Below are 13776 nucleotides of genomic sequence, written 5' to 3' on the forward strand. Positions count from 1 at the left end.
TCCGACCGCGACGGCTGGGCCTGGGCTGCCGCCGGCAGGAGGAACGCGATCCCGGCCAGAATGCGGCGTCTTGCCATCCTCACGGCGGAAGCGCCGCGGAGGCGCCGGCCGTGGTCAATCGCCGTCGGCACCCGATGCGGCCTGTTCGGACCGGGCGACCATCCGCCCCAGCGGCCGCCCGCCGAAGATGTGGACGTGGAAATGCGGCACTTCCTGGCCGCCGTCCCGGCCCATGTTCATCAGCACGCGGTAGCCGGGGCCTTCCAGCCCGAGGTCCTTCGCCACCTTCGCCACCGCGCGCCAGAAGCCCGCGATCTCCTCGGCGCTGGCGGTGGCCGCGAAATCGGCGACCGAGACGTAGCGCCCCTTCGGAATGACCAGCACATGCACCGGCGCCTGCGGGTTGATGTCGTGGAAGGCGAGGGCATGGGCGTCCTCGTGCACCTTCCTGGCGGGGATCTCGCCGCGCAGGATGCGGGCGAAGATGTTCGCGTCGTCGTATGGCGGCAGGCCGGTCACGGGCATGGCGGGGTTCCGGGCAAGGGGTGCGGATGCGCCGCGCACCATGCCATGTCCGTCCGGCGAGGGAAGGCGGGGAACCCCCGGTTGCACGGTCGGAAAACCTTACACCCGGGCGGCCGAGTTCATGCAATCAGCGACAAATCCCTGGAATCACTCGCGAATATTTCCGGCACGAACCATGCAGAGACTTGGTCTGGCGAGGCACAACCGCGCCACGCACACCCCAGCGTTCAAGGATCTTCGGCATGGGCTTTCAGCACATCATCAAGGCGGGATCGGCGGCGCTGCTCCTCACGATTGGCACCGCCGGCAGCGGCTCGGCCGCGCCGCTGACCTTCTTCGGCGAGGATCTCGGCCAGGGCGAGACTGTCCGCCTCGCCGCGACGCCGAACGCGGATGCGGCGCGCAACGCCTTCTTCGCGAACCTCGTCGGCGTCGGCACCGAGACCTTCGAGGGCTTCGCGGCGGGCACCGGCGCTCCGCTCGCGGTCAGCTTCGGCGCCGCGGGCACCGCGACCCTCGGTGGCAGCGGCAGCGTGGCCAGCGTGCCGACCGGCACCAACGGCGTCGGCCGCTACCCGATCTCCGGCGACAAGTACTGGGAGACGGGGCAGAACTTCACCATCACCTTCTCCGACCCGGTGGCGGCCTTCGGATTCTACGGCATCGACATCGGCGATTTCGGCGGCCAGGTGACGCTGACGCTGGCCGGGGGCGGGGCGCAGACCATCAACGTGCCGAACACCGTGAATGGCCGTGGCGGCGGGGTGCTCTATTTCGGCATCATCGAGACGCTGACCTTCACCGCCATCACCTTCGGCAACACCGCCGCGGGCACGGACTTCTTCGGCTTCGACGATTTCAGCATCGGCTCGCTGGAGCAGGTGCGGATCCCGGCGCCGGCCGCGCTCGGCCTGTTCGGCATCGCGCTCGCCGGCCTCGGCATGGCGATGCGCCGCCGCGCCGCCTGATCCGGCCGCGAGAGGACGGAAAGATCGCCCGGCCGTGCTCACGCGCGGCCGGGTTTCCTTTTGCGGCGGCCCGGCGCTGCGCGCCGGCGCGGGCTCGCCCTATGGCAGTTTTGTCGTCCCTGCCGCGCGGATGATGCCGCGCGGCCGCGCCGCCTTCTCGGCGATGCCCGAGATGCCCTGCCGGCGCGCCAGTTCGGCCCAGACCTCCTGCGGATGGATCCCGGCATCCACCCAGACCACCAGCAGGTGATAGAGCAGGTCCGCGCTCTCGAGCACGGTCGCGTCCCGGTTGCCGGTCGCGGCCTCGATGACGCACTCCACCGCCTCCTCGCCGAGCTTCTGCGCGACCTTGGCGGTGCCGCGGGCGAGCAGCCGCGCCGAATGGGAGTGCGCGACATCGCCCGAGAGCCGGCGGTCCTCCACCACCTGCCAGAGCCGGTCCAGGATGGCGGCATCCGCGCCGGCGACATCCGGCGCGAGGGGGGCGAGCACCCGCTTCTCCGCCTTGCGCAGCGGCTTCGGCAGCTTGCCTTTGGCCGGGCCGCCCGGCGGAGCGGCGGCGACGGGCAGCGGCAGCTTCACCTTCTTCGCCGCCTTCTTCTTCGGCCCGGCCTTGGCCGCCGCAGCCTTGGCCGCCGCCGGCTTCTTCTTCGCCGCCTTGCCCATCAGCCCCCCTCCATGCGGCGCCGCAGCCGCCGCACCGGCAGGCCGGCCGCGGCCAGCGCCGCCTTCGCCTCGGCGATGCGGAATGCGCCGTAATGGAACACCGAGGCGGCGAGCAGCCCGGTCGCGCCCGCCCGCGCCCCCTCGACGAAATGCTCCGGCGCGCCGACGCCGCCCGAGGCGACGATCGGCAGCCGCACCGCCGCGCGCACGGCCCGCGTCAGTGGCAGGTCGAAGCCCTGCCTGGTGCCGTCGCGGTCCATCGAGGTCAGCAGGATCTCGCCCGCGCCGAGGGCGGCGACGCGCCTTGCCCATTCGACGGCGTCGAGGCCGGTGCCGCGGCGGCCGCCATGGGTGAAGACCTCCCAGCCCTCGCCCGTCTCCTTCCTGCGCGCGTCGATGGCCACGACGATGGCCTGGCTGCCGAAGGCCTCGGCGCAGCGGCGCACCAGGTCGGGATCGGCCACCGCCGCGGAGTTGATGGACACCTTGTCCGCGCCGGCGAGCAGCAGCCGCCGCGCATCCTCGACGCTGCGCACGCCGCCGCCGACGGTGAGCGGGATGAACACCTCCGCCGCCGTGCGGGCGACGACATCGAGGATGGTGTCGCGGTTCTCGTGGGAGGCGGTGATGTCGAGGAAGGTCACCTCGTCCGCGCCCTCGGCGTCGTAGGTGCGGGCCTGCTCCACCGGATCCCCGGCGTCGCGCAGTTCGACGAAGTTTACGCCCTTGACGACGCGGCCGTCCTTCACGTCGAGGCAGGGGATGACACGGAGGGCGAGCAAGGGCGTGGATGACCTGTCCGATTGTCGGCAAACCGGCGCCCCGCCGGGCTTCGGCGCCTGCCGGGGATCGAGTGATGCGGATTGCGCCGCCGGTCAAGGGAAGGCGTGGCCCCTGCCGCCAATAAATCCGCCCCGCCCTCGCCGCAGCCCGGCGCGCGGCCGGTGTTGCCCGCCGATGCGGGCCATGCGACGGATCGGCGCATGAGCGGGGAAGCCATGGCGGATCGCAGCGACCCATCGCGGAAGCGGCAGCCTTCGCTCTGCCTGCTGACGATCTCCCACGCACCGGATGTCGAGCGCTTCGCCCTGCTGCGCCATTCGCTGGAACTTTTCGCCCCCGGCTTCGAGCATGTGGCGGTCGTGCACACCGAGGACCTGCCGCTCTTCTCGGCGCGCTTCGGCGGCAGCCCGCGCCTGAGGCTGCTGCCGACCGCGGCCGTGCTGCCCGCGAAGGTGGAGCGCCAGCGGCGCTTCTGGGGCGGCCGCCCCGGGCGCTGGCTGCGCCATCTCGAGTGGCGCATCCCGTCCCATGCCCGGCTCTATTCGGGCTGGAAGCTGCAGCAGATCGCCAAGATCGAGGCGGCCGCGGAGCTCAGCGCCGACGCGGTGATGTTCCTCGATTCCGACACCTTCCTGACCCATCCGCTGGTGCATGGGGATGTCTTCGACGGCGAGGGGCGGCTCCATCTGCGCGAATGCCCGGCGGAGACCTACGAGGATTTCGCCTTCGAGGTCGGGCGCCAGATCCTCTTCCGCGGCCGGCTGACCGACCGGGCGGAGGCCTTCAACTACATCCTCCCGACGCCGCGCTTCCTGACGCGGACGGCCGCCACTCTGCGGTCGGCGCTGCGCGAGATGCACAAGGACTGGGTCCAAACCTACTACCGCACGGATTTTCCGGCCGAGTACAACCTCCTTGGCCATGTCGCCCGGGCCATCGAGGGCTACGCCGGCTACGCGCCCGACCCGCGCAACAGGGACGACTGGGGCTACGACGTGAAGTTCCCGGAGCAGCTCGAGCCGGCCATCGCGCTGTGCGAGCAGGAGCAGGGCCGCCGGCAATTCTTCCTCGTGCAGTCGAACATGCGGATGCCGCCCGCCGATTACGTGCCACGGCTCCGGCGCATGATCGAGGCCTTGGCGCGGCGGCAGCCCGCCGCGGGCTGATACCCCGCGGACAAAGGATGGACCTTTGTCTGCAGGGTACCAGGATTTGCTTCCGCGCGCGGCCGCCCCACCAGCCCCGCGCGCCGTACCAGCGGGCGAAAGGTCAGACCTTTCGCCCGCTGATATGAGGCGCGCCGCGCCTACCCGGCCGCCGCCAGCGCCGCCTCCGGCGCGATCCGCCCGTCATAGAGCGCGCGGCCGATGATCGCGCCCTCGATGCCGGCCCGCGCCTCGCGCAGCGCCACGAGATCCGCCACGCCGGCCACGCCGCCGCTCGCGATCACCGGCAGGCGCACCGCCCGCGCCAGCGCCGCCGTCGCCTCGACATTCACGCCGCCCAGCATCCCGTCGCGCGCGATGTCGGTGTAGATCACCGCCGCCGCCCCGGAATCCTCGAAACGCTTCGCGAGGTCGGTGGCGCTGACATCGGAGGTCTCCGCCCAGCCCTCGGTGGCCACCATCCCCTCGCGCGCGTCGATGCCGAGCGCGACGCGCGCGGGAAATGCCCGGCAGGCCGCGCGCGCGAAATCGGGGTCCTTCACCGCCGCGCTGCCGAGGATGATGCGGCTGACCCCCGCCGCCAGCCACGCCTCCGCCACCGCCATGGAGCGGATGCCGCCGCCGAGCTGGATGCGCGCGCCCGGCACGGCGGCGAGGATGGCGCGCACCGCCTCGGCATTCGCCGGCCGGCCGGCGAAGGCGCCGTCGAGGTCCACCACATGCACCCAGGCGAAGCCCGCCGCGATGAAGGCCCGCGCCTGGGCGGCGGGGTCCTCGGCATAGACCGTCGCCTGGTCCATCTCCCCGCGCCGGAGGCGCACCACCTGGCCGCCCTTGAGGTCGATGGCGGGATAGAGCGTGAGGGTCATGGCGTCGGGTCCGTGGCGGCGCCGGGCCAGGCGCCGGCAGGGGCGGCCTTATAGCGCGGCAGGCCGCCGCGGGGATGGGGTTCCCGTGCCGGACCGTGCCGGCGGGACGAGCGCCGCGGATGCGGCCGCCTCGCCGCAGCGGCGCGGGCCGTCTCCGCATCGCGTGGGAGCGAAGCCCGGGCTCGCGAGGACAGGCGGCGCGCCCCGTCAGCCGGGCATGCGCGGAATGGCCTCCAGCACCTCGCCCACCGGCAGGACATCGGCGTACTTCACCGCCATGTCGTAGAGGTTCGCGAAATGCGGGCTCTCGTGCTTGTCGGCCACGCATTCCTCCGGGACGATCATGCGGAAGCCGCAGGACAGCCCGTCCACCACCGTCGCGCGCACGCAGCCCGAGGTGGAGCCGCCGGTCACCACCACCGTGTCCGTGCCGTGGAAGGTGAGCAGGGAGCGCAGATGCGTCTCGAAGAAGGCGCTCGCCATGCGCTTGTTGATCAGGATGTCGGATGGCGCGCGCTCCACCCGCGGGTCGAGGGCCGCCCGCGGCGAGCCCTCCTTGATGTTCTGCAGGCTGTCCGGCGTGTCCGAGCGCGTGCCCCAGACGCCGCAATCCTCGCCCGAGGGCAGGTAGGCCACATAGGTCCAGACCACCGGCCAGGACCGCGCGCGGAAGGCGCGGGCCAGCGCGTTCACATGCTCGATCTGGCGCGGGTCGGTCTCGTAGGCGGTGGCGTAGGTGCCGACCTGCGTGTAGGCGCATTGCAGGTCGATGTTCACGAGCGCCGCGCGCCGGCCGAAGCCGAAGCGACGGCGGGTTGAGGAGGCCTTCGCCTCCGCATAGAGCTGCCGCGCCGTCTTCCCGTCCTCGATCATCGCCCCATCCCGCGCCGCGCGGCGAAAGCGTTCCATGCCCGCGGCCCGATCACAAGGCGGGCTGGAACGGCGCGGGGCCCCTTCCCATCTGGCCGCGAAACCGAGCCGATGGGGGGCCTGTTGGAGACGACGCTGCTGATCCTGGGCGGGCTGGTGCTGCTCGCCCTGGGCGGGGAGGCGCTGGTGCGTGGGGCGGTGCAGATCGCCGAACGCCTCGGCATCTCGCCGCTGCTGATCGGGCTGACGCTGGTCGGCTTCGGCACCTCGACGCCGGAACTGGTGACGAGCGTGCAGGCCTCCCTCGCGGGCTCGCCGGGCATCGCGGTCGGCAACGTGGTCGGGTCCAACATCGCGAATGTGCTGCTGATCCTCGGCGCGGCGGCGCTGATCCATCCGGTCCGCGTGACCTCCGCCGCGCTGGCGCGCGACGGCGTGATCGGCGCGGCGGCGGCCGCGGCGCTGGTCGCGGCCGGGCTGCTGTGGTCGCTCGACCGGATGGTGGGCGCGGCCTTCCTGGCCGGACTCGTCGCCTATCTCGGCTTCGCCTGGTGGCAGGAATCGCGCGGCACGGCGGACCACACGGCCGCCTTCGACAAGGGTGTGGCCTTCGAGGAGGCGCATCCCGACCGGCTGCGCGCCGCCCCGGCCTCGGCGGCGGGCGGCCTCGCGCTCTCCCTCGCGCTGCTGCTGGGCGGGCTTGCGCTGGTCGTGCTCGGCGGGCGGCTGCTCGTGGATGGCGCGGTGGCCCTTGCGCGCGCCTTCGCGGTGGAGGAGGCGCTGATCGGCCTGACCATCGTCGCGGTCGGCACCTCGCTGCCCGAGCTCGTCACCTCGGCCATCGCGGCCATGCGCCGGCAGGCGGATGTGGCGATCGGCAACGTGCTCGGCTCGAACATCTACAATGTGCTCGGCATCGCCGGCGCAACGGGCATGATCGCCCCGACCGCGATCCCCGCCGGGATCGCGGGCTTCGACGCGCCGCTGATGCTCGCCGTCTCGCTGTTGCTGCTGGTGGTCGCGCGCACCGGATGGCGCATCGGCCGGCGGGAGGGCGGCCTGCTGCTCGGCCTCTATGCGGCCTATCTTTGGTGGATGTGGCCCGCCTGAGGCCGGGCGGCGGCGTTCAGCAGGCGCCGTCCATCAGCGCGCCCGTGCTGCGCCCGCGGCCGGGTTCCAGCGTCTTGTAGTAGAAGCGCCCGGCCACGGTCTGCCCCTTCACCCGCGCATAGAAGGGGTGGGTGCCCCAATGCACGTAGCCGAGGCTCTCGAACAGCGCGATGGCGGTGCGCTGCGTCTCGCGCACGTCGAGGTTCAGCACCCGGTGGCCGAGCGCGGCGGCGCGTTCCTCGACCCGCTGCACGAGCATCCGCGCGAGCCCCACGCCGCGGGCATAGGGCGCGATGTAGGCATGGGTCAGCGTCGCGCTGAAGGCCTGCGCCTCGTTGTTGCGGGGCGGGCGGACGAGCTGCGCCGAACCGACCGGATGGCCGTCGAGGCGGGCGACGAACAATTCCCGCTCGGGCACCAGCAGCGCGCCGCGGAAATGCCGCACCAGCGCCGCGCGCCCCTGCGGCTCGACCCAGCCGAAGCCGCCGCCCTCGATGATGGCGGCGTCCGTCGCCTCGGCCAGTTCGGCGAGGTCGGCCTCCGAGAGGTGCTCGACGCGCTCGACAGCCAGCGCGCGGGCGGATTGCAGGGCCGCGGAAGCGTTCAAGGTTCCCACCTGAGGAAGTTGGCGAGCATCAGCAGCCCCACCGGGCCGCTCTTTTCCACATGGAACTGCAGCCCGGCAAGGTTGCCGCGCGCGATGATGGCGGTCACGGGGCCGCCATAGTCGGTGGTGGCGATCACGTCCTCGGGATCGTCGGCCTCGAAGGCGAAGGAGTGGACGAAATAGACCTGGTCGCCGGGCTTCACCCCGTCGAGCACGGGGTGGAAGTTCTCCTCGAAGGAGAGGGCGTTCCAGCCCATCTGCGGCAGCGGCAGCGGCGTGCCGTCCGGGCCGCGCGGGTCCATCGGCGCCACCACGCCCGGGATCCAGCCGAGGCCCGGCGTCTCCCCGTGCTCGAGGCCCTTCGTGCCCATCAACTGCATGCCGACGCAGATGCCGAGGAAGGGCACGCCCATGCCGCGCACCCGTTCCTCGAGCGCCTCCACCACGCCGGGCAGGGCATCGAGGCCGCGGCGGCAGGCCGCGAAGGCACCCTGGCCGGGCAGCACGATGCGGTCGGCGAGGCGCAGGTCGGACGCGGCGGTGACGACCTTGACCTCGGCCGCGATGTCGTTGTCCTCCGCCGCCTTCTCGAAGGCGCGGACCACCGAGGCGAGGTTGCCCGAGCCCGGATCCACCACCGCGACGCGCTGCGCCATCCCCCCCCTCCTCCCCGCCTCAGGCCGCGAGCCGCGCGAGATCCGGCCGGGCGCTGGCCAGGGTGAGGAAGGCGGCATCCTCGTTCCGCCCCATCACCACGCCTTCCGTTCGCCAGCCACGCAGGCCTAGCCACCAGGATTGCAGCGCCCGCGCCTCGAAGCCGATGAAGAGCTGCAGGCCGAGCAGCAGCGGCGCCGCCGCGGCGGGCGGCAGCAGCGCGCCGAGCGCCACCGTGGCGGCGAGCGCCAGCGCCGCCAGCGCGAAGAGCCGGTTCGCCGCGAACCAGAGCACCGGCGCGAGGAAGGCGCCGAAGGCGAAGCCGTCGCGGACCAGCAAGGTGCGCGGCGGACGGTTCCGGTCGGGCGGTCGGACATGCACCGTCCAGACGCGCATCCTCAAGCCTCCAGCACCCCCTTCGTCGAGGGGATCGCCCCGCCGGCCCGCGGATCGGGCTCGACGGCCTGCCGGAGCGCGCGTGCGGCGGCCTTGAAGCAGGCCTCGGCGACATGGTGCGCGTTGGTGCCCGCCTTCAAGGTCATGTGCAGGGTGATGCCGGCATTGAAGGCCAGTGCCCGGAAGAACTCCTCGAACAGCTCGGTGTCCATCTCCCCCACCTTGTCGCGGGCGAAGGGGACGGACCAGGCGAGGAAGGGCCGGCCCGAGAGGTCCACCGCGCATTCGGCCAGCGCCTCGTCCATCGGCAGCAGGGCGGCGCCGTAGCGGCGGATGCCGCGCTTCTCCCCCAGCGCCTTGCGCAGCGCCTGGCCGAGCACGATGCCGACATCCTCGGCGGTGTGGTGGAAGTCGATGTGCAGGTCGCCGCGGGCGGCGATCTGCATGTCGATCATCGAATGGCGCGCGAGCGCGGTCAGCATGTGGTCGAGGAAGCCGATGCCGGTCGCGACCTCGGCCCGGCCGGTGCCGTCGAGGTCGAGGGCGACGCGGATCTCGGTCTCGGCGGTGCTGCGGGCGATCTCGGCGCGGCGCGGCGGGGCGAAGGAACCTTGCATGTCCGTTACCTACGCCCCCCGGCCGGGGTGCCGCAACGGCCCCGAGGGGCCCCGTTGAGTCCGGCCGCCCGCTCGCCCACATTCGGGGCACCATGAACTCCCCACAACACGATCCCCTCGGGTGGCACGGCACCACCATCCTCTGCGTGCGCAAGGGCGGGCGCGTCGCCATGGCGGGCGACGGCCAGGTCTCGCTCGGCCAGACGGTGGTCAAGGGCAATGCCCGCAAGGTCCGCCGCATCGCCGGCGGCCGCGTGCTGGCGGGCTTCGCCGGCGCGACCGCGGATGCCTTCACCCTGCTCGAAAGGCTCGAGGCCAAGCTCGAGCGCTTCCCCGACCAGCTCGAACGCGCCTGCGTCGATCTCGCCAAGGACTGGCGCACCGACCGCTACCTGCGCCGGCTGGAGGCCCTGCTGGCGGTGGCGGATGCGAAGCGCTCCCTGCTCGTGACCGGCCAGGGCGACGTGCTGGAGCCCGAGGACGCGATCATCGGCATCGGCTCGGGCGGCAACTACGCGCTCGCGGCCGCGCGCGCCCTGCTGCCGGTGGAAGGCGTGGACGCCGAGGAGATCTGCCGCCGCGCAATGCGGATCGCCGCCGACATCTGCGTCTATACCAACGGCAACATCGTGCTGGAGACGATCGAGGCATGAGCGAGGCGATCAATCTGAGCCCCCGCGAGATCGTCTCCGAGCTCGACCGCCACATCGTCGGCCAGCAGGACGCCAAGCGCGCGGTGGCGATCGCGCTGCGCAACCGCTGGCGCCGCCAGCAGCTCCCCGAAGGGCTGCGCGAGGAGGTGGTGCCCAAGAACATCCTGATGATCGGGCCCACCGGCGTGGGCAAGACCGAGATCGCGCGGCGGCTGGCGAAGCTCGCGAACGCGCCCTTCCTCAAGGTCGAGGCGACGAAGTTCACCGAGGTCGGCTATGTCGGCCGCGACGTGGACAGCATCGTGCGCGACCTCGTGGAGGCGGCGATCACCATGGGCCGCGAGCAGGCGCGCCGCGGCGTGCAGGCCAAGGCCGAGCTCGCCGCCGAGGAGAGGCTGCTCAACGCCCTGGTGGGCGAGGGCGCCTCGGGCGAGACGCGCATGAAGTTCCGCCGCCTGCTGCGCGAGGGCCAGCTCGAGACGCGCGAGGTCGAGGTGCAGGTGACCGATGCCGGGGCGGGCATGCCGCTCGGCATGATCGACCTGCCCGGCGCCCAGGGCATCCAGATGCAGAACATGCAGGAGATGCTGGGCAGGATGTTCGGCGGCCGCCAGAAGCCGCGCAAGATGACGGTGGCCGAGGCCCGCACCGTGCTGACGCGCGAGGAGGCGGACAAGCTGCTCGACCAGGACGCGCTGGTGCGCGACGCGGTGGCGAATGCCGAGAACAACGGCATCGTCTTCCTCGACGAGATCGACAAGGTCTGCGCCCGCACCTCCGAATCCGGCTTCCGCGGCGGCGACGTGAGCCGCGAGGGCGTGCAGCGCGACCTGCTGCCGCTGATCGAGGGCACCACCGTCACCACCAAGCACGGCCCGGTGAAGACCGACCACATCCTGTTCATCGCCTCCGGCGCCTTCCACCTCGCGAAGCCGTCCGACCTGCTGCCCGAGCTGCAGGGCCGGCTGCCGATCCGCGTCGAGCTCTCGGCGCTCACGCGCGAGGATTTCCGCCGCATCCTGACCGAGCCGGAACACTCCCTGCTCAAGCAGTACACGGCGCTGCTCGGGACCGAGGGGGTGAACCTCGACTTCGCCGAGGATGCGGTGGAGGCGCTCGCCGACCTCGCCGCCGAGATCAACGCGACGGTGGAGAACATCGGCGCGCGGCGCCTCGCCACCGTGCTCGAGCGGCTGCTCGAGGACATCTCCTTCACCGCCTCGGATAGGGCTGGCGAGACCATCCGGGTGGACGCCGCGCTGGTGCGGGAGCGGGTCGCGCCGCTGGCCGGCAGCGCGGACCTCTCGCGCTTCATCCTCTAGCGGGGCCGGCGGCGATGAGCCTCGCCACCACCGCCGGCCCGCTCGCGCCGCGCGACCAGCGCGACCTCCTCGCCGCCTACGAGGCGCTGGAGAACCCCTCCCTCGCCGCGCGCCTCGCCGCGCTGGCCGGGCTGCCGGTCGAGGCGCTGCGCGCGCGCCTGCCCGCGGCGCTCCAGGGCAGCGTGGACGGCGCGGTGCGCGCGGCGCTGACGCTCGCCATGTCGGCCGCGCTGCGCTCGGGCCCGGCGGTGACGCCGCTGCCCGTGCCTTCGGGCTGGTTCCATCGCGGCCTCGCCTTCGCCTCCGGCGCCATGGGCGGGGCCTTCGGCCTGCCCGGCACGCTGATGGAACTGCCGGTCTCGACCACCATCCTGCTGCGCCAGATCGCCGCCGTCGCGGCGGAGGAGGGCGAGGATCTCGGCGCGCCCGAGGCGGCCGCCGAATGCCTGAAGGTGTTCGCCCTCGGCGGCAGCTCGCCGGCCGACGACGCGGCGGAGAGCGGGTATTTCGCCGTCCGCCTCGCGCTGGCCGAGGCGCTGAAGGGGGCGGTGGGCCGCACGGTCCTGCCCGGCTTCGTCGCCGCCGTCGCCTCTCGCTTCGTGGGGCCGGTCGGACTCAAGGTCACGGCGCAGGCTGCGCCGGTGCTGGGCGCGGCGGCGGGGGCGGCGGTGAACCTCGCCTTCCTCCAGCATTTCCGCAGCGTCGGGCGCGGCCATTTCGTGCTGCGCCGGCTGGAGCGCGCCTACGGCCCCGCGCGCATCCGCGCCGCCTGGGCGGAGGTCGAGGCCGGCCGCGACGCCCCCTTCCTGCCGCGCGGGCGCTGACGCCCCGGATTGACGCCGCCGCCCCGCCGCGCGAAGCGGAAGCCATGACCGACGCCCCCGCCCCCTTCGACCCCGCCGCCGCCGGCTGGAAGATCCTGCATTGGCACGAGGAAGGCTTCCCGAGCCTCGTCGGCCCCTTCTGGTCGAAGCGGGAGGGCGATGGCTGGGTCTATGGCCTGCTCGCCGAGCCGCGCCACGGCAACGCGCATGGCATCATCCATGGCGGGATGCTGGTGACCTTCCTCGACCAGATCCTCGGCGTCACCTGCTGGGCGGCGGCCGGCAAGGCGCCTGTCGTGACCATCCAGCTCAACACGCATTTCGTCTCGGGCGCCAAGGCGGGGGAATTCATCGAGGCCCGGGCCGAGGCTGTGCGCGCCACGCGCTCGGTCGTCTTCGTGCGCGGCCAGCTCACCGTGGGCAGCCGCATCGTCGCCACCGCCGACGGCGTCTGGAAGCGTCTGGGCGCGCCCTGAGGGCTTCGCTACCCTGCCGCGCAGGACAAGGCAGGGGAAGGAAGCGCCATGCGCAGCGCCGTCATCGTCTCGACCGCCCGCACGCCGATCGGCCGCGCCTATCGCGGCGCCTTCAACGATACCAACGCCCAGACGCTGGGCGGCCACGCGGTGCGCGCGGCGGTGGAGCGCGCCCGCCTCGACCCCGCCGAGGTCGAGGACGTGATCATGGGCGCGGCACTCCAGCAGGGCTGCCAGGGGTCCAATGTCGGCCGCCAGGTCGCGCTGGCCGCCGGGCTGCCGGACACGGTGCCGGGCATGTCGCTCGACCGGCAGTGTTCCTCGGGGCTGATGGCGATCGCCACCGCGGCGAAGCAGATCATGCATGACGGGATGCAGGTCGCCGTCGGCGGCGGGCTCGAATCCATCTCGCTGGTGCAGAACGAGAAGGCCAACTGGTTCCGCCGCGCCGATCCCGCGCTGATGCAGCGCGTGCCGCAGCTCTACATGTCCATGCTGGAGACGGCCGAGATCGTCGCCGACCGCTACGGCATCAGCCGCGAGGCGCAGGACGAATACGCGCTGTCGAGCCAGCAGCGCACCGCTGCCGCCCAGGCGCGCGGCGCCTTCGACGAGGAGATCGTGCCGCTGCCCTCGGTGATGAAGCTGGTCAACCGCGAGACCGGCGAGACGAAGGACGTGCCCACCACGCTGACGAAGGACGAGGGCAACCGCGCCGACACCACGCTCGAGGGGCTGCAGTCGCTCAAGCCCGTGTTCAAGGACGGGATGGTGGTGAAGGAGGGGCGCTTCATCACCGCCGGCAATGCGAGCCAGCTCTCCGACGGCGCCTCGGCCTGCGTGCTGATGGAGGAGGCCGAGGCCTCGCGCCGCGGGCTGCATCCGCTCGGCATCTACCGCGGCATGGCGGTCGCCGGCTGCGACCCGGGGGAGATGGGCATCGGCCCGGTCTTCGCCGTGCCGAAGCTGCTCAGGCAGCACGGGCTGAAGATGGACGACATCGGCCTGTGGGAGCTGAACGAGGCCTTCGCCTGCCAGGTGATCTACTGCCGCGACCGTCTCGGCATTCCGATGGAGCGGCTGAACGTGAACGGCGGCGCCATCGCGATCGGCCACCCCTACGGCATGTCGGGCGCGCGCATGGCCGGGCATGCGCTGATCGAGGGCCGCCGCCGTGGCGCGCGGTTCGTGGTGGTGACGATGTGCGTCGGCGGCGGCCAGGGCGCCGCCGGGCTGTTCGAGGTGGCGTGATGGCGGAGGAGGGGCGCGC

At 72.6% G+C, this 13776-nt stretch carries 17 protein-coding genes; 8 read left to right on the forward strand and 9 right to left on the reverse strand.

What is annotated here, in order from left to right; all coding sequences use genetic code 11:
• Positions 1–114 precede the first annotated feature (114 nt).
• On the reverse strand, positions 115–525 hold the full coding sequence (locus FHS88_RS02095; RefSeq protein ID WP_184480795.1) for a histidine triad nucleotide-binding protein: 411 nt from the start codon (positions 523–525) through the stop codon (positions 115–117).
• Positions 526–767: 242 nt separating this feature from the next.
• Between FHS88_RS02095 and FHS88_RS02100 the strand changes: the two genes are divergently transcribed.
• Positions 768–1493: a PEP-CTERM sorting domain-containing protein gene (locus FHS88_RS02100; protein WP_184480797.1), complete on the forward strand. Its 726-nt coding sequence runs from the start codon at positions 768–770 to the stop codon at positions 1491–1493.
• Between the two features lie 99 nt (positions 1494–1592).
• Here the strand turns inward: FHS88_RS02100 and FHS88_RS02105 are convergent, their stop codons facing one another.
• Complete coding sequence (locus tag FHS88_RS02105; protein ID WP_184480799.1) at positions 1593–2159, reverse strand: phosphoribosyl-ATP diphosphatase; 567 nt, start codon at positions 2157–2159, stop codon at positions 1593–1595.
• Positions 2159–2941, reverse strand: a complete 783-nt coding sequence (hisF, locus tag FHS88_RS02110) for an imidazole glycerol phosphate synthase subunit HisF (protein ID WP_184480801.1) — start codon at positions 2939–2941, stop codon at positions 2159–2161. The genes FHS88_RS02105 and hisF overlap by 1 nt, the downstream gene beginning before the upstream one ends.
• Positions 2942–3142: 201 nt before the next feature.
• Here hisF and FHS88_RS02115 point away from each other — a divergent pair, with 201 nt between their 5' ends.
• On the forward strand, positions 3143–4108 hold the full coding sequence (locus FHS88_RS02115) for a DUF6492 family protein (protein WP_184480803.1): 966 nt from the start codon (positions 3143–3145) through the stop codon (positions 4106–4108).
• A gap of 140 nt (positions 4109–4248) precedes the next feature.
• Here FHS88_RS02115 and hisA read toward each other — a convergent pair whose 3' ends face one another.
• Entirely contained in the window at positions 4249–4977 is a 729-nt protein-coding gene (gene hisA / locus FHS88_RS02120) for a 1-(5-phosphoribosyl)-5-[(5-phosphoribosylamino)methylideneamino]imidazole-4-carboxamide isomerase (RefSeq protein ID WP_184480805.1), read from the reverse strand.
• Between the two features lie 207 nt (positions 4978–5184).
• Positions 5185–5850: an isochorismatase family protein gene (locus tag FHS88_RS02125; RefSeq protein ID WP_184480807.1), complete on the reverse strand. Its 666-nt coding sequence runs from the start codon at positions 5848–5850 to the stop codon at positions 5185–5187.
• A gap of 108 nt (positions 5851–5958) precedes the next feature.
• Here FHS88_RS02125 and FHS88_RS02130 point away from each other — a divergent pair, with 108 nt between their 5' ends.
• A complete protein-coding gene (locus FHS88_RS02130; RefSeq protein WP_184480809.1) occupies positions 5959–6957 on the forward strand; it encodes a calcium/sodium antiporter in 999 nt (332 codons plus the stop codon).
• A gap of 16 nt (positions 6958–6973) precedes the next feature.
• On the opposite strand, the gene FHS88_RS02135 is transcribed toward FHS88_RS02130, so the two are convergent.
• From FHS88_RS02135 to hisB, 4 genes are read right to left on the reverse strand one after another with little or no spacing between them, the layout of a single operon-like run.
• Positions 6974–7564 carry a GNAT family N-acetyltransferase gene (locus FHS88_RS02135; RefSeq protein ID WP_246419180.1) on the reverse strand — a complete coding sequence of 197 codons (591 nt, stop codon included), beginning with the start codon at positions 7562–7564 and terminating at the stop codon, positions 6974–6976.
• Positions 7561–8220, reverse strand: a complete 660-nt coding sequence (hisH, locus tag FHS88_RS02140; RefSeq protein WP_184480811.1) for an imidazole glycerol phosphate synthase subunit HisH — start codon at positions 8218–8220, stop codon at positions 7561–7563. Before hisH ends, FHS88_RS02135 begins: the two co-directional genes overlap by 4 nt.
• Positions 8221–8239: 19 nt before the next feature.
• The gene (locus FHS88_RS02145) at positions 8240–8614 is read right to left on the reverse strand and encodes a DUF2628 domain-containing protein (RefSeq protein WP_184480813.1); all 375 of its coding nucleotides are present in this window, start codon (positions 8612–8614) and stop codon (positions 8240–8242) included.
• Between the two features lie 2 nt (positions 8615–8616).
• Positions 8617–9231: an imidazoleglycerol-phosphate dehydratase HisB gene (hisB, locus tag FHS88_RS02150; RefSeq protein WP_184480815.1), complete on the reverse strand. Its 615-nt coding sequence runs from the start codon at positions 9229–9231 to the stop codon at positions 8617–8619.
• A gap of 92 nt (positions 9232–9323) precedes the next feature.
• Here hisB and hslV point away from each other — a divergent pair, with 92 nt between their 5' ends.
• From hslV to FHS88_RS02175, 5 genes are read left to right on the forward strand one after another with little or no spacing between them, the layout of a single operon-like run.
• Complete coding sequence (gene hslV, locus FHS88_RS02155) at positions 9324–9884, forward strand: ATP-dependent protease subunit HslV (RefSeq protein WP_184480817.1); 561 nt, start codon at positions 9324–9326, stop codon at positions 9882–9884.
• Positions 9881–11206, forward strand: a complete 1326-nt coding sequence (gene hslU, locus FHS88_RS02160) for an ATP-dependent protease ATPase subunit HslU (protein ID WP_184480819.1) — start codon at positions 9881–9883, stop codon at positions 11204–11206. The genes hslV and hslU overlap by 4 nt, the downstream gene beginning before the upstream one ends.
• 14 nt (positions 11207–11220) lie before the next feature.
• A complete protein-coding gene (locus FHS88_RS02165) occupies positions 11221–12030 on the forward strand; it encodes an EcsC family protein (protein ID WP_184480821.1) in 810 nt (269 codons plus the stop codon).
• Positions 12031–12074: 44 nt separating this feature from the next.
• Positions 12075–12506, forward strand: a complete 432-nt coding sequence (locus FHS88_RS02170; RefSeq protein ID WP_184480823.1) for a PaaI family thioesterase — start codon at positions 12075–12077, stop codon at positions 12504–12506.
• A 48-nt stretch (positions 12507–12554) separates the two neighbouring features.
• Entirely contained in the window at positions 12555–13757 is a 1203-nt protein-coding gene (locus FHS88_RS02175) for an acetyl-CoA C-acyltransferase (protein WP_184480825.1), read from the forward strand.
• Positions 13758–13776: the final 19 nt, after the last annotated feature.

The organism is Neoroseomonas alkaliterrae (genome assembly GCF_014199195.1).
GTDB classification, from domain to species: Bacteria; Pseudomonadota; Alphaproteobacteria; order Acetobacterales; family Acetobacteraceae; genus Neoroseomonas; species Neoroseomonas alkaliterrae.